Here is a 24770-nt window from a genome sequence, read left to right as displayed (position 1 = left end):
TCAGGGTTTGGCGAAGCGCAGGGTGACCGGCATGCCCTGACGCAGCGCATCGTCGGCGTCGGTGACGATCACCCGCAGGCGGTACACCAGATCGGTGCGCAGATCCGGCGTTTCAACGCTTTTCGGCGTGAATTCCGCGGTCGGCGAGACGAAACCGATCTTGCCGTGGTAAGGCTTGCCGGGGCGGCCGTCGGTGTAAATTTCCAGCTCGGTGCCGGGCACCGCCTGGTTCAGGCTGGTCTCGTTGACGTAGGCGCGCACCCACACCGGCCGGGTCAGCGACAGGGTGAATACTGTGCCGCCGGCGCCGAGCATGGTGCCCGGCTCCACCGCGCGGGTCAGCACCGTGCCGGCGGACGGGGAGACCAGCGTGGCGTCTTGCAGATTCAATTGCGCCTGCGCCAGCGCCGCTTCGCTTTGTGCCACCTCGGCCTTGGCCTGTTCAATCTCTTGCGGGCGATTGCCGCTGCGGTATTGCGACAGCTTGTCCTTCGCCGCCTGCAGATTGGCCAGCGCCTGATTGCGGGCGGTGCGCGCATCTTCCAGCGCGTCGGCGGACGTGGCGTTTTTCGCCCACAGCCCTTGCTGGCGCTTCAGGAAGCTGTCGGCGTAGGCGAAGGCGGACTGGCGCTGCGCCATTTCTGACTGCACCTGGGCGATCTCTTCGCTGCGATAGCCGGCCTGCAGCAGCGACAGTTTGGCGCGCGCGCTGCCGACGTTGGCCTCGGCCTGCTGCAGTGCGTTGCGATAGGGGGCATCGTCCAGTTTGCCGAGCAGCTGGCCCGGCTGAACGGCATCGCCTTCATCCACCGTCAGCGACGCCAGGCGGCCGTCGACGCGGAAGCCGAGGTTGACCGTGCGGATATCGACGTTGCCGTACAGCGTCAGCGGCTTATCCTGCTGCTGTTGGTAATGCCAGACCGCGTAAGCGGCGGCCGCGATCAGCAGAATTAACAACACGATCAAGGCACTGCGTTTTTTGTTCATAACACTCCCTGCCTGAATTTACGCGCCGTGACGTTGGCGCAGCCCAATAACCAAAATCTCGATATGCTCGCTCAGCACCGCCGCGATCTGCGCCGCTTCACTTTCACCAATCTCTTGCCAGCCGGCCTGGCGGCGGATGGTCTCTCGCGCTACGCGGAACGACAGCACCTCGCCGATCAGCGCGTGGGTATGCAGCACCAGGCGAGTGGCGTGCTCGTCAATGCCGGTGGCGGCAGACAGCAGGCGGCACAGCCGCTCGTGCATCGGCGCGATCACCTGGCGGTGGATCAGCGGATAGGCCTCGGTCGGGGCGAGCTGTTCGCGCGACATGATTTTGCTCAGGTTCAGCGTGTGCGGCTGGGTCATCAGCTCGCTGAAGGCCAGCAGGCCGCGCTGCAGCAAGCGCAGCGCCGCGTCGGGTGAGCGTTGTTCGGGCGCTTCTTGCCCAAAGCGATCGACCTCTTCGGCCAACGGGGCGAACGCCTGCTGGATGAAATCGGCGAGCGACTGCGCCACGGCCAGATACAGCCCCTCTTTGGAGCTGAAGTAGTAGGTGATGGCGGCGATGTTCTGGCCGGCGCGCTGGGCGATATCGCGCGTGGTGGCGCCCTGCAGGCCGAATTCGCCGAACAGTTCGGTCGCCGCGGCGAGCAGTTGCCGGCGCGTTTGCTCGCCGCGCGCCCGGCCGGCGGCCTGATGAGGTACGGAAGCTGGCATGGGTCACGCTCGAAGTTAATCAATCATATGATTAACTTTATGCCAGATTGTCTAAAACGCAACCGCTAACCACAATGAGTTATGTGATCGGCTTCAGACAATGCTGAATTTACGGCAGATTGTGCTCTGGGTGCGTAAAAGTGCTTTTTATTGCGCGACTTCTGTTACAATCGCCGCCTGGTGCACTGCAGTTTGTGCCAATCCCTCGTGGTCATGCTTAATGCCCCGTCTGATCATCCTCCCAGGAAACTGCACCGAACACCGTTAGGTTAGGGGGGATCTGGAGTTTTTCTCTTTATGTCATTTGAAACCCTCGGCTTAAGTGCTGAAATTGTGCGCGCTGTTGAAGAACAGGGCTATCGCGAACCGACGCCAATCCAGCGTCAGGCTATCCCTGTCGTGCTTGAAGGTCGTGACCTGATGGCCAGCGCCCAGACCGGCACCGGTAAAACCGCCGGTTTTACCCTGCCGCTGTTGCAGCTGCTGAGCAAGCATGACCATCCGGTCAAGGGCCGTCGCCCGGTGCGCGCGCTGATCCTGACGCCAACCCGTGAGCTGGCGGCGCAGATCGGCGAAAACGTCGATGCCTACAGCAAACACCTGCGCCTGCGTTCGCTGGTGGTGTTTGGCGGCGTGAGCATCAACCCGCAGATGATGAAGCTGCGCGGCGGCGTCGATATCCTGGTGGCGACGCCGGGCCGTCTGCTGGATCTGGAGCATCAGAACGCGGTTGACCTGTCCAAAATCGAAATTCTGGTGCTGGATGAAGCGGACCGCATGCTGGACATGGGCTTTATCCACGACATCCGCCGCGTGCTGGCCAAGCTGCCGGCCAAGCGCCAGAACCTGCTGTTCTCCGCGACCTTCTCCGACGACATCAAGGCGCTGGCCAACAAGCTGCTGCATAACCCGGCCTCGGTGGAAGTGGCGCGCCGCAACACCGCGTCCGAGCAGATTGAGCAGAGCGTGCACTTCGTCGACAAGAAGCGTAAGCGGGAACTGCTGTCGCAGATGATCGGCGAAGGCGACTGGAAACAGGTGCTGGTGTTTACCCGCACCAAGCACGGCGCCAACCATCTGGCGGAACAGCTGAACAAAGACGGCATCACCGCCGCGGCGATCCACGGCAACAAGAGCCAGGGCGCCCGTACCCGCGCGCTGGCCGATTTCAAAGACGGCCGCATCCGCGTGCTGGTGGCGACCGACATCGCGGCGCGCGGTCTGGATATCGACCAGCTGCCGCACGTGGTGAACTACGAGCTGCCTAACGTGCCGGAAGACTATGTGCACCGTATCGGCCGTACCGGCCGTGCGGAGCGCACCGGCGAAGCTATCTCGCTGGTGTGCGTGGATGAGCACAAGCTGCTGCGCGACATCGAACGTCTGCTGAAGCGTGAAATTCCGCGCATTGCGCTGCCGGGCTACGAGCCGGATCCGACCATCAAGGCCGAGCCGATCATCAACGGCCGTCAGGGCGGCGGACGCGGCGCGCCGCGCGGCAACGGCGGCGGCCAGCGTTCCGGTAACGGCGGCGGTCAGCGCAGCGGTAACGCGAACGGCGGCCAGCGTGAAAACCGCGGCAACGGCAACGGTAACGCCCGCCCGCAGGGTGATGGCCAGCGTCGTTCCGGCGCGCCGTCTTCGCGCCGCCCGCGCAACCGCAAACCGGCCGAATAAGCCTGATTGCTCAAAGAGTAAGCCGCCGATACGGGCGGCTTTTTTTTTGCCTGGCGGAACGGCATTTTCGTACTAGGCTGGACGGTGGCTACCCCTAGATTCCAGGAGACGGAGATGAAATTGAAGTGCGCAATTCTCGATGATTACCAGCAGGTGGCGCTCAAGATGGCGGACTGGTCGGCGCTGGCCGATCGGGTGGAGGTGTCGGCCATCAGCGCGCACTTTACCGATGAAGCGGAGCTGGCGGTGCATCTGCAGGAATGCGACATTTTGGTCATCATGCGCGAGCGCACGCCGATGACCGCCTCGCTGCTGGCGCGGCTGCCGAAGCTGAAGCTGCTGATCACCTCCGGCATGCGCAACGCCGCTATCGATCTGGCCGCCGCCGCCGAGCGCGGCGTGGTGGTGTGCGGCACCGCCAGCGGCTCGGCCGCGCCGATGGAACTGAGCTGGGCGCTGCTGCTCGGGCTGGCGAAGCATATCGTGCCGGAAAACGTCGGGCTGCGGAACAACGGCCCGTGGCAGCTGGGCTTGGGCGTCACGCTGCAAGGAAAAACGCTGGGGCTGCTGGGGCTGGGCAAGATCGGTGGCCAGATGGCCCGGGTGGCGCAGGCGTTCGGCATGCGGGTGCTGGCCTGGAGCCAGAACCTGACGGCGGAACGGGCGGCGCAGGAGGGCGCTGAGCTGACGCCGTCCAAGCGGGCGCTGTTTGAGCAGAGCGATTTTGTCTCCATTCACCTGGTGCTGAGCGATCGCAGCCGCGGGTTGGTGGGGCGTGATGAATTGGCGGCGATGAAGCCCACCGCGTACCTGATCAATACCTCGCGCGCAGGCATCGTCGATCGGGCGGCGTTGGTGGACGTCCTGCAACAGCGGAAGATCGCCGGCGCCGGGCTGGACGTGTTCGAGACGGAGCCGCTGCCGGCCGACGACGTGTTTCGCCAGTTGCCCAACGTGCTGGCGACGCCGCATGTGGGTTACGTGGCGGACGACAATTACCGCGCCTACTTCACCGAGGCGGTCGAGGACATTGCGGCGTTCCTTGCCGGCCAACCGATCCGCCGGCTGGGCTGACGGCATTTTTAATGCCCGCAGAGGCTTGTCTGGCGCGGGCATTCACCCGTATCATTGCGGGTCTTTTTTTGCTGGGATTGGTCATGCGCGTATTATTGGCTCCGATGGAGGGCGTTCTCGATTCTTTGGTGCGTGAGTTACTCACCGAAGTGAACGACTACGATCTGTGCATCACCGAATTTTTGCGCGTGGTCGATCAGCTGCTGCCGGCCAAGTCGTTCTACCGGCTGTGCCCGGAGCTGCGTCGCGCCAGCCGCACGCCGTCGGGCACGCTGGTGCGGGTACAGCTGCTGGGGCAGTATCCGCAGTGGCTGGCGGAAAACGCCGCGCGTGCGGTGGAATTGGGCTCTTACGGCGTCGATCTCAACTGCGGCTGCCCGTCCAAACTGGTGAACGGCAGCGGCGGCGGGGCGACGCTGCTCAAAGATCCGGAATTGATCTACCAGGGCGCCAAAGCGATGCGCGCGGCGGTGCCGGCCCATCTGCCGGTCACGGTGAAGGTGCGCCTGGGCTGGGACTCCTCCAATCGCAGCTTTGAAATCGCCGATGCGGTGCAGCAGGCGGGCGCCAGTGAGCTGACGGTGCACGGCCGCACCAAAGAGGACGGCTACAAGGCGGATCGCATCAACTGGGCGGCGATCGGCGAGATCCGTCAGCGGCTCAGCATCCCGGTTGTCGCCAACGGCGAGATCTGGGATCACCAGAGCGCGCAGGATTGCCTGCAGGCGACCGGCTGCGACGCCATCATGCTGGGGCGCGGCGCGCTCAACGTGCCGAACCTGAGCCGGGTGGTGAAATATAACGAACCGCGCATGCCCTGGCCGCAGGTGGTTGAGCTGCTGCAAAAATACGTCCATCTGGAAAAGCAGGGCGACACCGGCCTGTATCACGTGGCGCGCATTAAACAGTGGCTGGGTTATTTGCGTAAAGAATATGATGAAGCCACCGAACTGTTCAGCGAAATACGCGCGCTGACGACGTCCGGGGATATTGCGCGCGTCATCTGCCGCAGCTGAAAATAAACCCGCGCGCGGCGGGTTTATTTAAATCGGCATTATCAGGCGGCTTTATCAAGACGGTTCAATTCTATCTCGATATCCTGAATGGTTTTTTCCAGCCCTTCCAGACAGGCGCCCTGTTTATTCAACAGGTCGTTAATGGCTTCGGCGAATGCCTTATTTTTGCATTCCCCCTGATCGAAGGCCAGCCAGTGTGCGGAGAGCGTCTCGGTATTCGCCTGTGCATAGTGGCGCATTTCCTTCAGCTGGGAAGCGACGTTGCGTAAATTATCCAGCTGCGCCTGTGCGTTTGCATTGTTGCTCATGAATTTCTCCTTGAGTTGGCCGTTAAATAATTTCGACTGCGGGACTAAGCTTACCCTATCCAAATAAAAATATCACCCTCGGTGGCCTTTTTGGTTATTTTTCAATGAATGCGGCTATATTTATTATTCGGCTGAACAAGGACTTGGGTGGAATTGTAAAAATAGATAAATACGGTATTTTTGGCGATTATTTCCGGCCATCCCATACGGGATGACCGTTATTCTAACGCTTAAGAGTGATGCTTATTATGCCGCGTCCGCCAGCATAAACATGCCGTAGGGGTGAATTTCCAGATAATAGCGCTCGCCGACGTTCGGCTGCAGGCGGGTGGCGTTGACCTGCAGCAAAATCTGCTGCCCGTGCCACGCCACCGTTACCTCATACTGCGGCCCCATGTAGGCGACATGTTCGATCACGCAGCACTGGCTTTCATCGCCATGCTCGCTCAGCGTGATCGCCTCCGGGCGCACGCCCACCGTGCCGGCGCCCTGGGCGGCAAAGTGCGCGGGGCGCGGCAGACGATAGCCGCTGATATCGACATGGTCGGCGCTGAAGCTGGCCGGGAACAGGTTGGCGTCCCCCATAAAGCTCGCCATAAAGCGCGAGGCGGGCTGCCGATAGAGATCCTGCGGCGAGCCCATCTGCATGATATGCCCCTTGTTCATCACCAGCACGGTGTCGGAGACCGCAAAAGCCTCGCTCTGATCGTGGGTGACGTACAGCGACGTGATATCAAACTGCTTTTGCAGCTCGCGGATCTTTTCACGCATGCTGCGGCGCAGGTTGGCGTCGAGGTTGCTCAACGGCTCGTCGAACAGCAGCACTTTCGGCTTGAGGATCAGCGCGCGCGCCAGGGCCACGCGCTGCTGTTGGCCGCCGGAGATCTGATCGACATAGCGATCGTCAAACCCCGCCAGATCCACCATCGCCAACGCTTCCTGCACGCGCGCTTTCACTTCGGCGCGCGGAATGCCGAGCATCTTCAGGCCATAGCCGACGTTCTCCCCCAGCGACATGTGCGGGAACAGGGCATAAGACTGGAATACCATGCAGATGTCACGCTGCTGGATGGAACGATGGGTAACGTCTTCACCATCAATGAATATCTGCCCGTCGCTCGGCTTTTCCAGCCCGGCGACCAGGCGCAAAATGGTGGTCTTGCCGCAGCCGGAAGGGCCGAGCAGCGTCACCATTTGCCCCCGCGGGATGGTGAGCGTGATGTTATCGATTACCGTGTTGTTGCCGAACCGTTTGGAGACGTTGCGCAGTTCAACGAAATTTTTCTGGCTCATCATGGGCTCCATTACGCCTGGTTTTTGGCTTTTGAACGGGAGATGCGTGCCTCGCCGATCAGCCAGTCAAAGAGGAAAATAATCGCCAGCATCACCACGATCAGAATTGAACCGTAGGCGATCGCCACGCCGTATTCGCCGTCTTCCACGCGGTTGAGGATGTAGGCGGTGGCCACGCGGGTATCGGGGGTGACCAGGAAGACGATGGCGCTGACGGAGGTGATGGCGCGCACGAAGCTGTAGATCAGCGCCGACAGGATCGCCGGGCGCAGCAGCGGCAGCAGGATGTGCGTGATGGTGCGCAGCGAGCCGGCGCGCAGGCTGAGCGAGGCTTCGTCCAGCGATTTGTCTATCTGGCCCAGCCCGGCGATCCCGGCGCGAATGCCCACCGGCACGTTGCGCATCACCATCGAGATAATCACGATGGCGGCCGTGCCGGTGAGGTACACCGGCGCGCCGTTAAAGGCGAGAATGTAAGAGACGCCCGCCACGGTGCCCGGCACCGCAAAGCACAGCATGGTGGTGAACTCGATGGTCTTTTTGCCCTTGAACTGCTGGCGCACCACGATCCAGGCGATCAGCAGGCCGAACGCGGCGGTGATCGGCGCGGCGATCCCGGCGTACAGCAGCGTGTCGAGCAGCGAAGGCCACGCGCCGTCGCTCATGCCCTGGCCGAACAGCTTGATGAAGTTATCCAGCGTCAGCGTGTAATCCACCCCCCAGTTGACGGTGAAGCTGCCGTAGAAAATGCTGCCGTAAAGCAGGGCGTTAAAGGCTACCCACACCGCCAGCAGCGCGATCACGCTCCACACCAGCGTGACCGGCAGCGGCTGTACGTCGCCCCGATAGGATTTGCCGGACACGGTGACGTAGGAACGCTTGCCGATCCACATATACTGGATGCAGAACACCAGCAGCGAGAACAGCAGCAAGAAGGCGCCGAGGGTGCTGGCGGCCTGATAATCGAGCTGCGAACCGGTGATGTAAAAATAGATTTGCGTCGCCAGCACGTCGAAGTTGCCGCCGAGCACCAGCGGGTTGCTGAAGTCGGCCAGCGATTGCACCACCACGATCAGAAACGCGTTGGCCAGCGCCGGTTTCAGCAGCGGCACGAACACGCCGTTAAAGGTTTGCCAACGGCTGGCGCGCAGGGTGTAGGAGGCCTCTTCCAGCGAAGGATGAATGGTCTTGATCGCGCCGTCGAGGATCATGAACGCCATCGGGGTGAACGCCAGCACCTGCGCCAGCCAGATGCCGGTAAAGCCGTACAGCCAGTTGGTGTTGGTCAGGCCGAACCAGGCCACCATCCACTCGGTCACGTAGCCGGAGCGCCCCATCATCAGCGTGACGCCCAGGCCGACGACGAACGGCGGCGTGACGATGGGCAGGATGGAGAAGATACGGCCGATAATGGCGCTGCGCCTGGCGATGCGGGTAGTGTAAATCGCCAGCACCAGGCCGAAGAAGGTGCAGCCGGCGCCCACCGCGATCGACAGGGCGATGGAGTTGAGGATCACCTGGACGATGTGCGCCTGCGACAGCACATTCATAAACGCCAGCGGCGCGAAAGCGCCCGTCTGGTCGGTGAACATCGGAATGAAAATCGCGATGCTCGGCCAGACGATGAAGACGCCGATCAGCGCCACGATGGTGACCAGCGCGCCGATCACAAAGCGGTCGCCGCCCAGCCAGTCGAGGCGGGTCAGCGCCAACGTCATGATGGCGCCCAGCGCGGTCAACTGCACCAGGGTGGCGTAGCCTAAACCGCGTCCCGCCAGCGTGGCGCTGACGACGATAAAGGCCATGCATAGCAGCGCCCAGCCGGCGTCGAACGCGTGGCGCCGCCGCCGTTCACCGCCCGCCGCAGCGTAAGGGCGCAGCAGCAGCAGGCTCGGCAGCAGGCACCAAAGCCAGCTGACATTGCGATTTGACCAGCCGTAGGCCGCGAGGATCTCTTCGCCGGTGGACTCCAGCAGGCCGTAATCCAGGCTCCAGCTCGGCAGCAGGGCGAACGCCAGCCAGCCAAGCAAAACCCAAAGGGATATCGCATCTCGTTTTTTCACGAGATGGAGTGCATGTGTATGTGACATAAGTTTCCCGGATGTTCAGGCCGGGCAAGCCGTGAGGCTTACCCGGCAACAGGCGCAGAATGTGGGCTTATTTACCCATCTTGACTTCGCTGACCCATTTATTGATCAGCGCCTTGCGGACCTCGGTCGAACCGTACTTGTCCATGTCGTAGTTGATCAGCTTCAGGTCGTCGAGCTTCAGCGAGTTCGGCGAGGTATCGGCGGTGGTGTTGGTCAGGATCTGATAGGATTTGCCTTGCTTCCACGCCAGCTCCTGCGCCTCTTTCGACAGCACCCAATCCACGAACAGTTTGGCGTTGTCGAGGTTGCGCGCACCTTTGAGGATGCTGACGCCGCCGATTTCATAGCCGGTGCCTTCGCAAGGCGAGATCAGCTCCAGCGGCGCGCCCTGTTCTTTTTCAAGCGAATAGTCATGCAGGAAACCGATGCCGATCGCCGTTTCACCGCGGGCGGCGTTGCGCGCCGGGGCAATGCCGGACTTGGTGTACTGCGAGACGTTGGCGTTCAGCTGCTTGAGGTAATCGAACGCCTGATCGTCTCCCCACAGCTGGGCAAAGGTCGCCAGCGCGGTATAGGCGGTGCCGGAGCTTTGCGGATCGGCGATTTGAATCTCGCCTTTGTATTCCGGCTTGGTCAGGTCTTTCCAGCATTTGGGCACCGGCAGGTTTTTCTCTTTCAGGCGTTGGGTGTTGACGCCGAAACCGAGAATGCCGACGTAGACCGCCGAGGAGTAGTTGCCTTTCAACTTGGCCGGATCGCGGAATTGCGTCATCACCTGGTCGAGGTTCGGCGATTTGTACGGCTGCAGCAGCCCCATTTCACCGGCCTGGGATTGCGGATCGAGCGTGCCGCCGTACCAGACGTCCGCCTGCGGGTTCTTCTTCTCGGCGTCCACTTTCGCCAGCGTGCTGCCGGAGCCGTTGCGGATGAACGAGGTTTTCACGTCATATTTCTCGCCGAAGGCTTTGGTTTCCGCTTCGCACATTTCATTGGTGGCGCTGCAGTAGACCACCAGGCGGCCCTTGGCGTGCGCGGCGCCGCTCAGCGTCGCCAGCGCGATGCCGGACGCTATCAGGGTAGTGACCCACGTTTTTTTCATTGTTTTATCCTTCTCTCGGTAGAGGTGGTAACGCTCGCCATCAGCAGCGGCATCAGCAATAAACCCATAAGAACGGCGGCGATGGACAGCAAACTGAACATGCCCGACCAGCCGTAGCCTTCGATGACCCGCGACAGCGGCCAGCCCGCCAGCGCCGCCCCCAGGTAGGCGAACAGGCCGAGAAAGCCGGTGATGGAGCCCGCGGCGCCTTTGTGCCCGCACTCCACGGCGGCGAGGCCAATCAACATTTGTGGGCCGAAGACAAAAAAGCCCACCGTAAAGAAACAGCCCGCCAGCAGCGCGTAGTGATGCACCGGCGCCAGCCACAGCGCGGCGACGGAAACCATCAGCCCGAGCGTGAACAGCAAAATCATCGGCGCGCGCTGCCCGCCGAACAGCACATCCGAGCCCCAGCCGGCGAACAGCGCGCCGAGCAGGCCGCCTATCTCGAACAGCATCACCGTCGCGTTGGCGCTGAGCAGGTTGACGCCGTGGCTTTCCGTCAGCCACAGATTGCCCCAGTCGTTCAACGCAATGCGGATCAGGTAGACCAGCACGTAAGAGACGCCCAGCAGCCAGATCATCGGGTTCTTCAGCATCGTGGTGCGCAACATCCGCCACAGCCCCATCGGCGGGCTTTGCTGTTCCTGGCGCAGCTCCAGCGGATCGTGGCGCCACCGGCCGACCGACGGCAGGCCTTCTTCCTGCGGCGTGCCTGTCAGCCGCCGCGTGAGCCAGAGGCCCAACGCCATGCTGACGGCCCCCGGGATCAACATCGCCGCCTGCCAGCCCCAGCGCTGGGCGGCGAAGGCGCTGATCAGCGGCACGATCGCGCCGCCGAGGTTGATCGACATATTCCAGCAGCCCCACCAGAAGCCGCGCTCGTTGCGCGAATACCAGTGGGTCAGCAGCCGCGCGCAGGGCGGCCAGCCCCAGCCCTGAAAGAAGCCGTTCAGCGCCCAGACCGCCAACAGCAGCGTCAGCGATTCGCCGAAGGCGAACGCCACGTTCAGCACGCCGGTGGCGAACAGGCCGATCCCCATAAACCTGCGCTGCCCGTGGCCGTCGTGCCACAATCCGGCGCTGAATTTCGACAGGCCGTAGCTCAGGTAAAACAGCGAGCCGAGCAGGCCGATGTCCCCTTTATCCAGCCCCAAATCCGTTTGCAGCGCCGGCAGCACGTAATTCACGCTTTTGCGCGTCAGGTAAAAGGCGGCGTAGCCGATGACCATGTACAGCAGCAGTCGCGGGCGCAGCGCGCGGTAACGATGATCGATTTCAGATGCCGAGCGTGTCTGCATAGCCGTCTCCCTGGTGATGACTATAAGAAGGTGAAAGGGAAAGGGGATGAGAGAAAGTCCGGACTGGCTAAGACTTTTTCCTAGTTAGTCGGCGGTTTGTTGCAAATTTGTGGGCAGGTTAACAATTACCCGCGTGCCGCGCTGTGTGTCCAGCGTCAGTTCGCCGCCGAGCGCGCTGACCCGTTCGCGCATCCCCTGAATGCCGAGGCCGGGCGCCTTGTCCGCCCGGATGCCGATGCCGTTGTCCCGCACCTCGAGGTGCAAAAGTGCCCCCTGTTGATACAAAACGATGGCGACTTCGCTGGCTTCGGCGTGTTTGCACACGTTGTTGAGCAGCTCTTGCAGCAGTCGGTAGAGGGTAAAGCGCACCGTCTCGCCGGCGGGCGTGTTGATGAGCCGGTAGTCGAAACGGCAACGGATGCCCCGTTCGCTGAAGGCGAATTCATTCAGCAGGTGGTGAAGCGCGTCTTTGAACGCCAGCTCGTCCAGCGCGGGCGGGCGCAGCTGGCGCAGCAGCTGGCGCGTGGAGTGATGTATGCGCCGGGCGAGATCGGCTATCTGGTTCGCGGCGGCCTGGGTTTGCGCCGGATCGCGCGCCCGTTTGACCAGCTGCGACTGAATTTGAATCGCGGTGATGTTCTGGCCGATTTCATCGTGCAGCTCGCGCGCCAGGTTCTTTCGCGTGTCTTCTTCGGTGTGGATCAGTTTTTCGGTCAACGCCCGCCGCGCCGCCAACTCTTCTTCCAGGCGTCGGCGATAGTGGTGCAGGTTTTGCGCCAGGTGCTGCTGACGGCTGATGGCGATGCCCAGACCGATGCCGAGCAGCGCCTGCGTCGCCAGAAAGATTTCCAGCTCGATCAGATTGCCGAACCCCACGCCGACCTGCCGCGCGATGGTGATCATCATGCTGCCGAGCAGGCCGGACAGCACGCCGCCCTGCCAGCCGAACTTCCACGCCATCACCACGTTCGGCAAAAACACCACGATCAGCAGCAGGCGTTCGATTTCCGGCGACAGCACCATCTGGGTGCCGATGCCGATAACGAAAAACAGGCTGCACCAGATGATTAAGGACGCGCGCAGCGGCGGGTTGCTGGTGTCCAGCCCCAGCAGATGGTAGCGGTGCTGCTGGCGCAGAAATTCAAAAATCAGGTAGACGAACGGGGTCAGCAAGACGCCGCCGGTAAATGACGCCAGGCCGAGCAGCATCGCCGGGCTGTGCGCGAAAGGCGCAAGCAGGGCGGTATTGAGCAGCGAGGCGGCGGTCACTGCGGCCAGCAGCAGCGTCAGCCGCTGCCAGTAGAGTGGAAAACGGCGCCAGAATCGCTGTGCGAGCGCGGCCGGGAGCAGGGTGATGAACGGCGCGGCCAGCAGGCTGTAGCCGCTCAGCAGGCGTTCGCCGTGCAGCCAGAACAGCAGCAGCACCGGCGGTATTATCAGGGCGGGCCAATAGCGGCGCGCCAGCAGGATCAGCAGCGCGAGATAGACGCCGTGAGGCAGAAACAGCGCCGCCTGATTGCCGTTGTGGGTCAGGTAGAAACCGAGCGTCCACAGCATCAGCCAACCGCTGCCCCAGGCCAACAGGATAAACAGCGAGATAACCCAGGGCCGGAAGCGGGGCGACATCAATGCCCCGCCAGCAGCTGATGGTCGAGGGCGAAATGCACCAGTTCAATGGTGCTGCTGCACTGCAGCTTGCCCAGGACGTTGGCGCGATGCACGTGCACCGTTTTATGGCTGAGATCGAGCTTGAAAGCGATCTCCTTTACGCTGTCGCCTTTGACCAGCAGATCGAAGATCTCGCGCTCGCGCGGGGTCAACGCCTCCAGCGCCGTGGTCGGCTGCTCGCCGCCGCGCAGCGCCCGCAGCGCGTCGGCGCACAGGTAATGGCCGCCCATATCGACGGAGCGCACCGCCTGCACCAGTTCTTCCGGCCCGCAGCGTTTGGTCAGATAGCCGCTGGCGCCGGCATCCAGCGCGCTCTGCACGAAGGTCGGGGTATCATAGATACTGAGGATGATCGCGCGAAACTGCGGCTTCTGCGCCCGCAGGCGTTTCAACAGGCTCAGGCCGTTTTCATCCGGCATGGCGATGTCCATCACCGCGACGCTGACGTCGTCGCGCAGCAATGCCGGCCAGGCCGCCGCCGCGCTGCTGTATTGCCCCACCACGTCGAGATCGTCCTCGAGGCTGAGCAATTGCGCAAAGCCGGAGCGCACCACCACATGGTCATCCACCAGTATCACACGGATCATTTTTCGCACTCTGTTGCCGAATCATGGCCCTATGATGCCTGCCGCCGCGGTGCTGGCAATCAGCCAAGCGCGGTTATGCAATCGGTGTAACAGAATCGCAATAAAAGGGCGCCGCCGGCGCCGTCAACGCTCCAAATCGATGGCGAAATGCTGCCACAGTACGGCGCGCCGTTCCTCTTCCGAATGCAACGTCGTTTCGTGGCGCTGGTGATCTTCGGTCACGATCAGCTTCATGTCGCTGAGGGTCACCCGGCCGTGCTCCGTCGGCCGTGAACACACCAGGCGCTGGGTGAAGTGCGACTGCGGCGAGGTGCTGTGGAATCGGCACATCTCGTCGAACTCAGGCAACTCGCGCGGCTGAACGGTAAAGCGATACAGGGTCTTGGCATGTGAGCGTTGGTCGCCGTTGCGGCGCTCCAGCAGGTAATAGTCGCCTTCCCGTTCCAGGTGGAAAGTGCCGCTGGCCTGCGGTTGCGGCTCGGCGACGACGATCTTCAGCGGCGTCAGGAAGGAATCGCCGAAACCGACATCCACCAGCCAGGCCTGCCCCGCCAGATCCACCCGCAGCGCCAGATGGTCGTAGGGCGGGCCGAAATGGCCGTCGCGCGCGCGGATCTCGCCGGAGATAAAGCTCACCTTGAAACCGATCTCCCGCAACAGCAGGGCGAACAGCGTGTTCAGCTCATAACAGAAACCGCCGCGGTTACGCTCGACCACCTTGCTGAACAGCGCTTCGGGCGCCAGCTGAATACCCTGATGATAAATAATGCTCAGGTTCTCGAACGGGACGCTCAGCATGTGGCGATGGTGCAGCTGTTGCAACGTGGGGAGGTCAGGGCGGGCGGTGCCGGCAAAGCCGATATGCTGCAGGTAGCGTTGGGTATCCACAGGGTGTCTCGCATGAGAAAAAGTAGGCATAAAATAGCGGGCTTTGCGGCGTTTGTGAGCGCATTACGTGCTGCGTTGTCGGCATAACTCATAACCAAATCGACTCAGATGTCAGCATGGCTGCCGTTAGACTGAATCGATATGGATAAGGAGAAAGTATGGATTTAACCTTGAAAGCGCAGCGATTTGCCAATGACGCTCACCATGCCTGCAATCAGCGGCGCAAGTTCACCGGGGAGCCGTATATCGTGCACCCCGCGGCGGTGGTGGATTTGCTGCAGCGGGCTAAGCCGACGCCAGAAATGGTCGCCGCTGCCTGGCTGCATGATACGGTAGAAGATACGGCGGTGACCCTGGCGGATATCCGGCGAGAATTCGGTCCGACGGTCGAGCGTTATGTGGAAATGTTGACCGACGTGCAGCCTCGCAGCTACGGCGGTGAGCGTCTGCACCGTAAAAATGCCAATCTGCGGCACAGCGCGCAGGCCTGTGCGGAAGCGCAGACCATCAAACTGTGCGACTTGATTGACAACAGCAAAAACATTACCGATTACGATGTCTCCTTTGCCCGTCACTATCTGGTGGAAATGGCGCGCTTATTGGCTGTTTTATCGGCGGGCGAGGCCGGCCTGTTGGCCTTGGCCCGCCGACAGTGTGCGGAAGCGGTCGAGCGCATCAACGATCGTCATGGAGACGACGGCTGGTTCGACGCGTTGTGGCGGAAGTATGAGGCCCATCTTAAGCTGGATGAGCTGAAAACTGGGTCAACAGCAAAATAACAGGAATGGTGACCGCCGCCAGCAACGTTTGGATCGTGATGATACCGGCCGACAAGCGATGATCGCCGCCCAGCAGTTTCGCCATGATGTAGGCGGAAGGTGTACAGGGTAAGGCGTTAAACAGGACGATAGTCGCCAGCACCGGGCCGGAGATGCCCAGGGTGATGCCGATTCCCAGCGTCAACAGCGGTACCAGCAGTAACTTGACGAAGGTCGATTGCAGTACGGGGCCCTGTGCCGTACGCGCCGCCTTGATATCCAGCCCCGCGCCGACCGCCAGCAACCCCAACGGCAGAGAGGCGCCGCCGAGAATGGTGAGAATGTTCTCCAGCGCCGTGCCGAGCGACCAGCCGCTGGCATTGAAGGCCAGACCGGCCAAGACCGAAAGGATCACTGGGTTTTTCCCCAGCGCTTTGGCGATCTGTCTGCCGCCGGGGCGGGAGCCCTGGCCGTAATGCATCAGTATGACAATCGAGGCCACGTTCAACAGCGGGATGGCGACGGCGATGCTGATTGAGGTCACCGTCAGGCCGGTGTGGCCGAAAGTCGCCGCTGCTGCGGCAACCCCGATGTAGGTATTGGGGCGCAGAGCGCCCTGTATGACGGAAGAGAAAACCGGCCCGGGCTGTTTTAGCCAGATTCGCCAGAGGTACAACGACAAGGCGCCGATCAACACGGCTCCCAGGACCGACAGGGCGATCGGCCGTACCGGAAACTGGCTCAGGTCGGCTTTGCCGACCTGAATAAACATCAGCGCCGGGAAGAGATAAAAGTAGTTCAACTTCTCGCAGGGCAGCCAGAAAGCCCGATCGATCAGGTTTTTGTGCCGCAGAGTGAATCCCATGGCGATTAAAAATATCACCGGGATCAGAGAAAAGAGAGTCGTCGTCATGGGGAGCCTATAAATAGCCTTTAGTGAGAACGGCCACGCCATAGAAGGCAATAAAGCCGGTTACCATTTTTTCATAAACGGGAGCGCTGGCCCTCTTGAACAGCAGATTGCCGACGACCAGATACACCAGCAGAGCCAGCGGTGCCGCGGCGAAACCGTCGAGGTTCAGGGCTTGCCATTTAATGCAGGCCAGCGTGGCCAATTGGATTAAACCGAACATCAGGTAGTAACGGGAGACGGTGGTTCTTATCTCCAGTTTCTCGCGATGGCTGGCGGTAGCGTAGAGTGCCAGCAAGGCGCCACCCATGTTGGTGACGCCATGTATCAGGCCCATGACTGCGACATAAGCGCGCTGATGTTTGCCGAGATAATGCTTCACGGTTTCCTGCAGTGACAGATGAAAGCGCATCAAGGCGGAAAACAGCAGGATGGCGCCCACCAGCAGATCGACATTCATCTTCAGCGTCGAATGCAAGACCAGGCTCAGCGCCAGAATGACGAAAATGGCGCAAATCAGCATATTGACCTTTTCGCGAGCGGGAAAAGCAATTCGTCGGGCGCCAAGCGTCTGCGTCAGAGAGATCAGCACCGACGACGGCAGCAGTAGCCCAAGTACGGAGGAGAAATCAACGCCCAGCATTAATAGCGTCGGTGTACCGAACACCAAGATGCCCATGCCGAAAACCGATTGGATCACGGCAAATAGCGCAATCACCAGATAGAACAACGCATGATTATCCATCAGGCCACCTCTTCTTTCCGGTGAGGTTCCCGCGCCGCGTCAGATTGCAGGTAGGCATCGGCGCTGAGCGTGCGCAAGATATTCCCGCTGATATGCTGATTGTCTTGCTGGGCGCTGACCAGCAGCAAAACATCGTGCCGATTTATCAATCCATTGTCTGACAGGACATTCAGAGCCAAACGTTCGGTTTCCGGCTGTGTCAGATCGATCCGAGGCAATGTCAGGCCGGTGATGCCTGGCAGCATATTCCAGCTGCGCACCGTCGCCGCATCGTTGCCGAATGCGACGATCGGGAGGCCGATGTTGGCCATGGCGGCGATGCGCACGCTGTAACCTGTGCGAGAAAACACCACCACCCGGGAGATCGGCAAGGCGCGGATAAGAGCGCCGACAGCCTGTCGAATATCGTCAACCTGCGCAGGGGGGGATGAGTGGGGCGCATGCGCTAAATGCTGTTCCGCCTGATGGGCTACGCTGGCGATACGGGCAACGGCCTCCAGAGGATAGCGGCCTACGGCGGTTTCACCGGAGAGCATCACCGCCGCGGCGCCATCCAGCACCGCGTTGGTGATGTCGCTGACCTCCGCTTTGGTTGGCAGCGGGTTCTCTATCATGCTGTGCAGCAATTCCGTCGCCACGATGGTGGGTTTGCCCGCATGGGAGGCGGCTCGGAGGATCTGTTTTTGGTAGAGAGAAACGCGGTCGATCGAGGTTTCCACCGCCAGATCGCCGCGATCGATCATGATAACGTCGGCGGCGGCGATGACTTCCTCCAGATGCTCTATGCCGCCGCTGTTTTCCACTTTCGCCACGATGCGGGGCGTATCGCCTCCGATCAGCGTTCTGATCGCGTTGATGTGTGCCGCGCTTTCGACGAAGCTTATGCCGATGTAGTCCACTTGATGCGCTTTGGCGAAGGCGATCATGTCGCGATCTTTCTCCGTTATCAGCGCCTGCCCGAGATCGATGCCAGGCACATTGATGCCTTTGCGGCTTTTCAGTTGGCCGTCCATGTCGGCCCGCAGGTGGATGTCCCGATCGACGATGTTAACGACCTGAAACGAGAGGGTGCCATCATCGGCGAAAACCTTATCGCCCACCGTCAGCCGTTCATGCAACCGGCCGTACCCCACCGGGACTTTTTCCTCCCCGTTATGCGAGGTATCGGTCGTGAGGATCAGCGTTTGCCCTTTAGTGAATGAGGGTTCGTGTTTCAGTTGCAATGTGCGGATTTTTCTACCGGGAATGTCCAACAGCACCGGCGTATCCGGCAACGTTTTACGCAGCAGGGCGATGGTTTCCGCATGCCAGTCGAGCGTGTTGTGCGAACCGTTCAATCGGGCGACGGACATGCCGGCTTTTTCCAGCGCTGCCAACGTGTTGATGTGGCGAGAGGCGGGGCCGATGGTAGCGATAATGCGAGTCTTTGCCATGATAAATGCTCCGAAAAGTTAAGATGCATTTATCTATGACAGTTTTGTGACAGCGGGGAAAATAGGGGTTTAATCTAACTAATATATAAAAAGTTATAATGAGTTTTGGCGTCAGAGTGGGTGCGCCTTACACATTTAATGATGAAAATAAAATGGTTATACAATTTACTTCCATCGTATAGATAAAATATTGATAAGCATTACTCCTTTTATTCCTCGCCGCGTTGGGCATCACTGCTGCCGCAAACTGTCACTTGCCGGCGCTAGCCTGTTCCCCTTGAACTCAACTTTGCAGGAGAACGGCTATGCAAGATTTCAAACATCGGGTGGCGCTGGTGACCGGCGCGTCCACCGGCATTGGCGAAGCGATCGCCGCCGAGCTGTTTCGGCGCGGAGCCACGGTGGTGATGACCGGCCGACATGCTGCGCCTCTCGCCGCCGCCGCCGCGCGGCTCGATCCCGACGGCCGGCGGGTGATGATGTTGCGGATGGACGTGCGCGACGCGCAGTCGGTGCAGCAGGGTATTGAAGAGATCGTGCGGCGCTGCGGCGCGCTGCATCTGCTGGTCAACAACGCCGGGATCACCGGCCCGCACGAGGTGGATATCGATCGGTACGCGGTCGAAGATTGGCATGAGGTGATCGCCACCTGCCTGAGCGGCACGTTTTTCGGCATGAAGTACGGCCTGCCGGCGATCGTCGCCGGCGGCGGCGGGGCAGTGGTGAACCTCTCTTCCGCCAACGGCGTGGTGGGCATTGCCGGGATTGCGCCCTATACCGCCGCCAAGCATGGCGTGCTGGGCCTGACGCGCTCGGCGGCGCTGGAATTCGCTACGCGCGGTGTGCGCGTCAACGCCGTCGGGCCGGGTTATGTAGATACGCCGGCGATGGGGGAACTGCCGGCGTCGGCGCGGGCGCAGATGGCCGCTTCGCACCCGATGGGGAGAATGGCGACGCGGGAAGAGGTGGCGAAAACGGTGGCCTTCCTGCTTTCGGACGACAGCAGTTTCACCACCGGCGCGTTTTACAGCATCGACGGCGGTTATACCGCGTGCTGAGCCAGCGCCTGCAACCAGCTCAGAAACGCCGCTGCGCCGGGTTTTTCCAGCGTGCGCGGCGGGTAAACCACGTAGTAGGGTTTGCTGAGCGGCAGCGCCGGTTCGGCCAGGGTGACCAGCCGGCCCTCCGCCAGTTCACGGGCGATCAGCCGCCGCTGGCCGAGCAGCACCCCGCGCCCTTGTACGGCGGCGTCGATGGCCAGCGAGGTCAGGTTATAGGTCAGCCCGCGCCGCGGCGGCGGCGACCGATCGGCGGCGGTGAACCACTCGTGCCAGCCCGGCAGAAACTGGCTCTCCTTGCCCCAGTCGACGTGGATCAGCGGCAGCTGCGTCCAGTCGCCGCGATCGCGCAGCGCCGGGCTGCATACCGGCTGCACCCGATCCTGAAACAGCTGCACCTTTTCCAGCAGCGGGTAATCCTGATCGCCGAAGCACAGGGCGAAATCCGCCGCCGAATGGGCGAAATCGACCGCCGCATGGGTCGCGTGCAGTCGCAGATCGCCGTCGGGGCACTGCGCCAGCCAGTCGCCCAGCGCCGGGTTCAGCCATTTGGAGGCCAACGCCGGCAGGGCGAACACCGTCAGCGCCTGTTTGCCGCGCTGGCGTTCGACGTGTTGCTGCGCCACGCGCAGCGTTTCAAACGCCTCCTGCACGTAGGCCAGGTAGTCCGCGCCCTGTTCGGTCAGCGTGACGCCGCTTTTGGCGCGAATGAACAGCGTGATGCCCAGATGTTGTTCGAGCTGGCGGATCTGCTGGCTGACGGCGGCGGCGGTCAGCGCCAGCGCATCCGCCGCACGGGCCAGGCTGCCGGTGCGAGCGGCGGTTTCGAACGCCAGAATGGCGCTCAGCTTGGGCAAGCGCGCACGGGACGGTGAGTGCATGAGCAGGGCTTATCGCTAAGAATTCGTTAGCTTATCCATAACGTATTTTTGTTATGGCGGCAATGCGGCATTCGCTACAGTGAGAGGCATCCGGCTTTCGCACACGAGGGGAACGTCATGCCGCCACTTGCCGATATTATCGATCTGTCCGCCCATCCCATCGATGACGCCGCGTTCCGCGCCCGCTGCCGACAAACGCTGGCGCGCGCCGGCGCGCTGGTGCTGCCGGGATTTCTGCGCGAAGCCGCGCTGGCGACGGTGCGGCTGGAAGGCGCCGAACAGCACCATGCGGCGTTTTACGCCACCAGCAAACACAACGTGTATCTACGGCCGCAGGACGACGCGCTGCCGGCCGACCATGCGCGCAACCGGCTGGTGGTGTCGTCCAAGGGCTGCATTACCGACGAGGATATTCCGCCGCAGTCGCCGCTGCGCGCGCTGTACGATGCCCCGGCGTTTCGCGCGTTCCTGTGTGCGGTGCTGGGCGAGGCGCAGCTCTACCCCTACGCCGATCGGCTGTCGTCGATCAATCTGCATTACGCCCATACCGGTCAGGAGCTGGGCTGGCATTTTGACAACTCCTCGTTCGCCATCACGCTGCTGATCCAGAAACCGCAGGCGGGCGGGCGCTTCGAATACGTGGAGAACCTGCGCGACGCCGATCGCGGCGAGATGAACTATGCCGGGGTCACGCAGGTGCTGGACGGCGAGCGGGCGGTCAAACGGCTGGCGATGGAGGAGGGGGATTTGGTGCTGTTTCGCGGGCGCAACGCCATGCACCGGGTGACGCCGACCGAAGGCGACACCACGCGCATGCTGGTGGTGTTGGCCTACAATGCGCAGCCGGACGTGATGCTGTCGGAAAGCGCCAGAATGACGTTCTACGGGCGGTTATAGCGGATAAAAAAAACCGCCCCGGAGGGCGGTTTGTCGATTCAGTGCGGGTTCTGCTCTTCGTGAGCCTGCTGTTCCAGCTTCACTTCCTGCGCGCGTTTGCGCAGGCCGAACCAGCCCAGCGTCAGCAGCACCGCCAACACCGGAATGGTGGCGATGGTCCAGGTGCCGTTCGGGTAGTCGAAGGCCATCATTACCACCACGATCAGCAGGAACGCCAGCGTCAGCCACGAAGTGAACGGCGCGCCCGGCATTCTGAACGACACCGGCTGAGCGCGGCCTTCGCGCACGGCTTTGCGCAGGCGCATCTGGCAAACGATGATAAACGCCCAGGAGGCGATGATGCCCAGCGAGGCGATGTTCAGCACGATCTCGAACACCTGCGCCGGCACCAGGTAGTTGAGCACCACGCCGATCACGTAGATGCCGCAGGTGACCAGGATGCCGGCGTAAGGCACCTGCTGGCTGCTCATTTTGGCCATCAGCTTCGGCGCGGAGCCGCCCATCGCCAGCGAACGCAGGATGCGGCCGGTGGAGTAGAGGCCGGAGTTGAGGCTGGACAGCGCGGCGGTCAACACCACGATGTTCATGATGGTGCCGATGTAAGGCACGCCCAGCTTGCTGAAGAAGGTGACGAACGGGCTTTGGCCGGCCTGATAGGCGTTCCACGGCAGCAGCAGCACCAGCAGCACCACGGAGCCGACGTAGAACAGGCCGATACGCCAGATCACGCTGTTGATCGCTTTAGGCATCATTTTGGCCGGATCTTTACACTCGCCGGCGGCGGTGCCGATAAGCTCGATGCCGGCGAAGGCGAAGATCACCCCTTGCACCAGTACCAGAGCAGGCAACAGGCCGTGCGGGAACATGCCGCCGTTTTCGGTGATCAGGTGCATGCCGGTGGTGTGGCCGGCGACCGGGGTGCCGGTGCCGAGGAAGACGACGCCGACAATCAGGAACAGCGCGATGGCGGCGACCTTGATCAGCGCGAACCAGAACTCCATCTCGGCGAACCACTTCACGCCGATCATGTTCATGGTGGCGACGATACCGAGCGCGCCGAGGGCGAACAGCCACTGCGGCACGTCGGCGAAGGTGCCCCAGTAGTGCATGTACAGCGCCACGGCGGTGATGTCGACGATGCCGGTCATCGCCCAGTTGAGGAAATACATCCAACCGGCGACGTAAGAGGCTTTTTCGCCGAGGAATTCGCGGGCGTAAGAAACGAAGCTGCCGCTGGAAGGGCGATGCAGCACCAGTTCGCCCAGCGCGCGCAGGATGAAGAAAGAGAAGATCCCGCACACCAGATAGACCAGCGCCAGCGCCGGCCCGGCCAGTTCGAGACGGCCGCCGGTCCCGAGGAACAAGCCGGTGCCGATGGAGCCGCCGATGGCGATCATTTGGATTTGCCGGTTGCCCATGCTTTTGTGATAACCGGATTCATGAGAGTCTAGCCAGCGTCTTCTGGCGGCGTGTTTGTCATCCGCCGACTTTTTTTGTGAGTGCATTATCCGTCCTGTTTACCTGTCTATGTTAACCCTGCTCTTAATGAGAGCAAACGATTGCTATGACCAATCGTCTTGAGAATGAGGTCGTGGCATCATTCCGCTGTTTATTGTGTATACAGCCATCACTAAAATAACGGCGAAGCATGCTACCTTTTCTCCGTAATGGTGGCAAAAAATACTGCGCATAAAACGTGAACAAGTGTGTTTATTTTTTAATCCAAATATAAAAGGATATATTATTCAAAAAGATGTGATGTTTTATCAAGACGGAAATATCGAGGAATAAAAAGTGATTAAAATCACAAAATAATAATTACCGTGCAAATTACAGGGTGTTGTTCTTATATTTCGCGGTGAGAAATAAGGGGGGAAGGAAATGGCGACCCGCGCAGAAAATGGGATAAAGCAGCGGGTCGGTTGGCGCGTAACGAGTCTTAGGCCGATTCACCGGCCGGCAGGGCCGATGCGGGCAGACCGAACAGCTTGTCGAACGCCCAGTTAAACAGGAAGGTGTAGCAAGGAATGATGACGATCAGCGCCATATCCAGCAGCAGCGCCTGCCACAGCGTGATGCCCATCCACCAGGCGATCAGCGGGATCAGATACACCACCAGCGTCAGCTGAAAGCCGACGGCGTGCAAAATGCGGCGTTTGAGCGTGCGGGTGCGCGACGCCTGGCGGCTTTCCCACCACTCGAATAAATAGTTGTAAATAAAGTTCCAGCTGACCGCGATGGTGGTGATCACCACCGCCAGCGGCCCGGTGCTGCTCGGCGCATGGCCCGACAGCAGCGCCAACCCCAGCGCCGAGATCGCCATACCGATGATTTCATAAGCGGTGACATACACCAGTTTGCGTTTGACGCCTTGCATCGTTTTCTCCCGATCTGTTTTTAGTTGCCTCTGTGGCGACGGCGGCTAAGATAACGTCAATCACATTGATAGAAAAAGTCAGGAGTTGTCAGTTTTACTGACAGATAAAACAATGAATTTCTCCAGCGACAATATCGAACTGTTTTTGGCGGTGCTCGATCGCGGCTCGTTTTCCGCCGCCGCCCGCGCGCTGCGGCGCGTGCCCTCCGCCGTCAGCATGGCCATCGCCAACATGGAGGCGGAGCTCGGTTTCGCCTTGTTCGACCGTTCTCACCGTGAACCGACGCCGACCGCGCTGGCGCTGGCTCTGGCGCCGCATGCCCGCCTGATCGCCGGGCAGCTCAAGCAGCTGCAGGTGCACGCCATCGAACTGTCCCAGGGGCTGGAGAGTCGGCTTTCGATCGGCGTGGCGTCGGATATCAACGGCGCCGGCCTGCTGGCGGCGGTGAAAACGCTGTCGCAGCGTTATCCGCTGCTGAACATTGAAGTGCTCAGCGCGCCGCAGGACGACGTGCTGCACATGCTGCACGAGGGGCGCATCGGTGTTTGTCTGGCGTTCGGCGGGCTGAACATCAATAGCGCGGAGCAGTTCCACTTCGTCGGCGCGGAGTCGCTGGTGGCGATGCTGTCGCCGCAGCACCCGGCGCTGGACGGCGCGGCGGGTGAGCTGTTTCTCGAGGATCTGGTCAACGTGCGGCAGATCATGGTGGCCAGCCGCGATCTGCCGATCGGCGATCTGCGTCCGCAGGTGGCGGAGGCGTACTGGCGCACCGACAGCCTGCCGATGGCGCTGAACATGGTGGAGGCGGGCCTGGGCTGGGGCAACTTCCCGCTGTCGCTGGCCGAGCCGCTGCTGGCGCAGGGGCGTCTGGTGCGGCTGAAATTCAAAAACACCAAGAACGAGCTGCGCTTGCCGATGCATTTGATCTGGCTGAAGAACCGCCCGTTGGACAAAGCGGCGCGCGAGCTGGTCGAGCTGATGCGCGCGGCGCCGCAGGAAAGCTGA

General features: G+C 61.3%; 23 protein-coding genes. 7 read left to right on the top strand and 16 right to left on the bottom strand.

The window, feature by feature from the left end:
* Together hlyD and cecR are read right to left on the bottom strand one after the other, a co-directional pair.
* The gene (gene hlyD, locus ACJ8OK_RS07755) at positions 1-987 is read right to left on the bottom strand and encodes a secretion protein HlyD (protein ID WP_060558851.1); all 987 of its coding nucleotides are present in this window, start codon (positions 985-987) and stop codon (positions 1-3) included.
* Between the two features lie 18 nt (positions 988-1005).
* Positions 1006-1704, bottom strand: coding sequence for a transcriptional regulator CecR (gene cecR / locus ACJ8OK_RS07750; RefSeq protein ID WP_021503995.1), 699 nt, complete (start codon positions 1702-1704; stop codon positions 1006-1008).
* 297 nt (positions 1705-2001) lie between these two features.
* On the opposite strand from cecR, the gene rhlE reads away from it, so the two are divergent.
* From rhlE to dusC, 3 genes are all read left to right on the top strand, one after another.
* On the top strand, positions 2002-3381 hold the full coding sequence (gene rhlE / locus ACJ8OK_RS07745) for an ATP-dependent RNA helicase RhlE (protein WP_033633865.1): 1380 nt from the start codon (positions 2002-2004) through the stop codon (positions 3379-3381).
* A 114-nt stretch (positions 3382-3495) separates the two neighbouring features.
* Positions 3496-4455 carry a D-2-hydroxyacid dehydrogenase family protein gene (locus ACJ8OK_RS07740; protein WP_033633864.1) on the top strand — a complete coding sequence of 320 codons (960 nt, stop codon included), beginning with the start codon at positions 3496-3498 and terminating at the stop codon, positions 4453-4455.
* A gap of 83 nt (positions 4456-4538) precedes the next feature.
* Positions 4539-5471, top strand: a complete 933-nt coding sequence (gene dusC, locus ACJ8OK_RS07735; protein WP_033634134.1) for a tRNA dihydrouridine(16) synthase DusC — start codon at positions 4539-4541, stop codon at positions 5469-5471.
* 41 nt (positions 5472-5512) lie between these two features.
* Here dusC and ACJ8OK_RS07730 read toward each other — a convergent pair whose 3' ends face one another.
* From ACJ8OK_RS07730 to ACJ8OK_RS07695, 8 genes are all read right to left on the bottom strand, one after another.
* Positions 5513-5779, bottom strand: coding sequence for a hypothetical protein (locus ACJ8OK_RS07730; protein WP_004939738.1), 267 nt, complete (start codon positions 5777-5779; stop codon positions 5513-5515).
* Positions 5780-6025: 246 nt separating this feature from the next.
* Positions 6026-7072, bottom strand: a complete 1047-nt coding sequence (gene fbpC / locus ACJ8OK_RS07725; protein ID WP_085336494.1) for a ferric ABC transporter ATP-binding protein — start codon at positions 7070-7072, stop codon at positions 6026-6028.
* A gap of 11 nt (positions 7073-7083) precedes the next feature.
* Entirely contained in the window at positions 7084-9162 is a 2079-nt protein-coding gene (locus ACJ8OK_RS07720) for an ABC transporter permease (RefSeq protein ID WP_442530497.1), read from the bottom strand.
* A gap of 67 nt (positions 9163-9229) precedes the next feature.
* On the bottom strand, positions 9230-10261 hold the full coding sequence (locus ACJ8OK_RS07715) for an ABC transporter substrate-binding protein (protein ID WP_004939729.1): 1032 nt from the start codon (positions 10259-10261) through the stop codon (positions 9230-9232).
* Entirely contained in the window at positions 10258-11580 is a 1323-nt protein-coding gene (uhpC, locus tag ACJ8OK_RS07710) for an MFS transporter family glucose-6-phosphate receptor UhpC (RefSeq protein WP_254901100.1), read from the bottom strand. Before uhpC ends, ACJ8OK_RS07715 begins: the two co-directional genes overlap by 4 nt.
* A 66-nt stretch (positions 11581-11646) precedes the next feature.
* Positions 11647-13188 carry an MASE1 domain-containing sensor histidine kinase gene (locus ACJ8OK_RS07705; protein WP_085336492.1) on the bottom strand — a complete coding sequence of 514 codons (1542 nt, stop codon included), beginning with the start codon at positions 13186-13188 and terminating at the stop codon, positions 11647-11649.
* The gene (locus tag ACJ8OK_RS07700; protein ID WP_060558859.1) at positions 13188-13817 is read right to left on the bottom strand and encodes a response regulator transcription factor; all 630 of its coding nucleotides are present in this window, start codon (positions 13815-13817) and stop codon (positions 13188-13190) included. The genes ACJ8OK_RS07705 and ACJ8OK_RS07700 overlap by 1 nt, the downstream gene beginning before the upstream one ends.
* 123 nt (positions 13818-13940) lie before the next feature.
* Entirely contained in the window at positions 13941-14705 is a 765-nt protein-coding gene (locus ACJ8OK_RS07695) for an arylamine N-acetyltransferase family protein (protein WP_060558861.1), read from the bottom strand.
* Between the two features lie 158 nt (positions 14706-14863).
* Here ACJ8OK_RS07695 and ACJ8OK_RS07690 point away from each other — a divergent pair, with 158 nt between their 5' ends.
* Entirely contained in the window at positions 14864-15484 is a 621-nt protein-coding gene (locus tag ACJ8OK_RS07690; RefSeq protein ID WP_082996985.1) for an HD domain-containing protein, read from the top strand.
* Here ACJ8OK_RS07690 and ACJ8OK_RS07685 read toward each other — a convergent pair.
* The 3 genes from ACJ8OK_RS07685 to pyk are packed head-to-tail and all read right to left on the bottom strand — an operon-like array spanning position 15444 to position 18551.
* Positions 15444-16376, bottom strand: a complete 933-nt coding sequence (locus tag ACJ8OK_RS07685) for an AEC family transporter (protein ID WP_015377036.1) — start codon at positions 16374-16376, stop codon at positions 15444-15446. The genes ACJ8OK_RS07690 and ACJ8OK_RS07685 overlap by 41 nt on opposite strands.
* Before the next feature lie 7 nt (positions 16377-16383).
* The gene (locus ACJ8OK_RS07680; RefSeq protein WP_085336490.1) at positions 16384-17118 is read right to left on the bottom strand and encodes a TSUP family transporter; all 735 of its coding nucleotides are present in this window, start codon (positions 17116-17118) and stop codon (positions 16384-16386) included.
* Positions 17118-18551 (bottom strand): pyruvate kinase, encoded by a 1434-nt coding sequence (pyk, locus tag ACJ8OK_RS07675; RefSeq protein ID WP_033633853.1) that lies wholly within the window; start codon positions 18549-18551, stop codon positions 17118-17120. Before pyk ends, ACJ8OK_RS07680 begins: the two co-directional genes overlap by 1 nt.
* Before the next feature lie 305 nt (positions 18552-18856).
* Between pyk and ACJ8OK_RS07670 the strand changes: the two genes are divergently transcribed.
* Positions 18857-19609, top strand: a complete 753-nt coding sequence (locus tag ACJ8OK_RS07670) for an SDR family NAD(P)-dependent oxidoreductase (protein WP_082996983.1) — start codon at positions 18857-18859, stop codon at positions 19607-19609.
* Here ACJ8OK_RS07670 and ACJ8OK_RS07665 read toward each other — a convergent pair.
* Entirely contained in the window at positions 19594-20490 is an 897-nt protein-coding gene (locus tag ACJ8OK_RS07665; protein ID WP_033633852.1) for a LysR substrate-binding domain-containing protein, read from the bottom strand. The two genes, ACJ8OK_RS07670 and ACJ8OK_RS07665, sit on opposite strands and share 16 nt — an antisense overlap.
* Positions 20491-20607: 117 nt before the next feature.
* On the opposite strand from ACJ8OK_RS07665, the gene ACJ8OK_RS07660 reads away from it, so the two are divergent.
* Complete coding sequence (locus ACJ8OK_RS07660; RefSeq protein ID WP_015377040.1) at positions 20608-21387, top strand: HalD/BesD family halogenase; 780 nt, start codon at positions 20608-20610, stop codon at positions 21385-21387.
* 38 nt (positions 21388-21425) lie between these two features.
* Here the strand turns inward: ACJ8OK_RS07660 and ansP are convergent, their stop codons facing one another.
* Positions 21426-22892 (bottom strand): L-asparagine permease, encoded by a 1467-nt coding sequence (ansP, locus tag ACJ8OK_RS07655; RefSeq protein ID WP_156865302.1) that lies wholly within the window; start codon positions 22890-22892, stop codon positions 21426-21428.
* A 434-nt stretch (positions 22893-23326) separates the two neighbouring features.
* On the bottom strand, positions 23327-23764 hold the full coding sequence (locus tag ACJ8OK_RS07650; RefSeq protein ID WP_016928654.1) for a PACE efflux transporter: 438 nt from the start codon (positions 23762-23764) through the stop codon (positions 23327-23329).
* A 112-nt stretch (positions 23765-23876) separates the two neighbouring features.
* Between ACJ8OK_RS07650 and ACJ8OK_RS07645 the strand changes: the two genes are divergently transcribed.
* Entirely contained in the window at positions 23877-24770 is an 894-nt protein-coding gene (locus ACJ8OK_RS07645) for a LysR family transcriptional regulator (protein ID WP_033633850.1), read from the top strand.

The sequence above is a fragment of the Serratia sp. CY71090 genome (assembly GCF_052166845.1).
GTDB lineage: Bacteria > Pseudomonadota > Gammaproteobacteria > Enterobacterales > Enterobacteriaceae > Serratia > Serratia nematodiphila.
The sequence above is the reverse complement of the archived record's forward strand: the minus strand, read 5'-3'. Positions and strand labels throughout refer to the sequence as shown.

Coding starts and splice junctions, on each gene's coding strand:
- fbpC (WP_085336494.1), bottom strand. CDS start 7,072: ATGAGCCAGAAAAATTTCGTTGAACTGCGCAACGTCTCCAAACGGTTC.
- ACJ8OK_RS07645 (WP_033633850.1), top strand. CDS start 23,877: ATGAATTTCTCCAGCGACAATATCGAACTGTTTTTGGCGGTGCTCGAT.
- ACJ8OK_RS07740 (WP_033633864.1), top strand. CDS start 3,496: ATGAAATTGAAGTGCGCAATTCTCGATGATTACCAGCAGGTGGCGCTC.
- ACJ8OK_RS07690 (WP_082996985.1), top strand. CDS start 14,864: ATGGATTTAACCTTGAAAGCGCAGCGATTTGCCAATGACGCTCACCAT.
- rhlE (WP_033633865.1), top strand. CDS start 2,002: ATGTCATTTGAAACCCTCGGCTTAAGTGCTGAAATTGTGCGCGCTGTT.
- ACJ8OK_RS07730 (WP_004939738.1), bottom strand. CDS start 5,779: ATGAGCAACAATGCAAACGCACAGGCGCAGCTGGATAATTTACGCAAC.
- ACJ8OK_RS07680 (WP_085336490.1), bottom strand. CDS start 17,118: ATGGATAATCATGCGTTGTTCTATCTGGTGATTGCGCTATTTGCCGTG.
- dusC (WP_033634134.1), top strand. CDS start 4,539: ATGCGCGTATTATTGGCTCCGATGGAGGGCGTTCTCGATTCTTTGGTG.
- ACJ8OK_RS07685 (WP_015377036.1), bottom strand. CDS start 16,376: ATGACGACGACTCTCTTTTCTCTGATCCCGGTGATATTTTTAATCGCC.
- cecR (WP_021503995.1), bottom strand. CDS start 1,704: ATGCCAGCTTCCGTACCTCATCAGGCCGCCGGCCGGGCGCGCGGCGAG.
- pyk (WP_033633853.1), bottom strand. CDS start 18,551: ATGGCAAAGACTCGCATTATCGCTACCATCGGCCCCGCCTCTCGCCAC.
- ACJ8OK_RS07660 (WP_015377040.1), top strand. CDS start 20,608: ATGCCGCCACTTGCCGATATTATCGATCTGTCCGCCCATCCCATCGAT.
- ACJ8OK_RS07715 (WP_004939729.1), bottom strand. CDS start 10,261: ATGAAAAAAACGTGGGTCACTACCCTGATAGCGTCCGGCATCGCGCTG.
- ansP (WP_156865302.1), bottom strand. CDS start 22,892: ATGCACTCACAAAAAAAGTCGGCGGATGACAAACACGCCGCCAGAAGA.
- ACJ8OK_RS07650 (WP_016928654.1), bottom strand. CDS start 23,764: ATGCAAGGCGTCAAACGCAAACTGGTGTATGTCACCGCTTATGAAATC.
- ACJ8OK_RS07700 (WP_060558859.1), bottom strand. CDS start 13,817: ATGATCCGTGTGATACTGGTGGATGACCATGTGGTGGTGCGCTCCGGC.
- ACJ8OK_RS07720 (WP_442530497.1), bottom strand. CDS start 9,162: ATGTCACATACACATGCACTCCATCTCGTGAAAAAACGAGATGCGATA.
- ACJ8OK_RS07665 (WP_033633852.1), bottom strand. CDS start 20,490: ATGCACTCACCGTCCCGTGCGCGCTTGCCCAAGCTGAGCGCCATTCTG.
- ACJ8OK_RS07705 (WP_085336492.1), bottom strand. CDS start 13,188: ATGTCGCCCCGCTTCCGGCCCTGGGTTATCTCGCTGTTTATCCTGTTG.
- ACJ8OK_RS07670 (WP_082996983.1), top strand. CDS start 18,857: ATGCAAGATTTCAAACATCGGGTGGCGCTGGTGACCGGCGCGTCCACC.
- hlyD (WP_060558851.1), bottom strand. CDS start 987: ATGAACAAAAAACGCAGTGCCTTGATCGTGTTGTTAATTCTGCTGATC.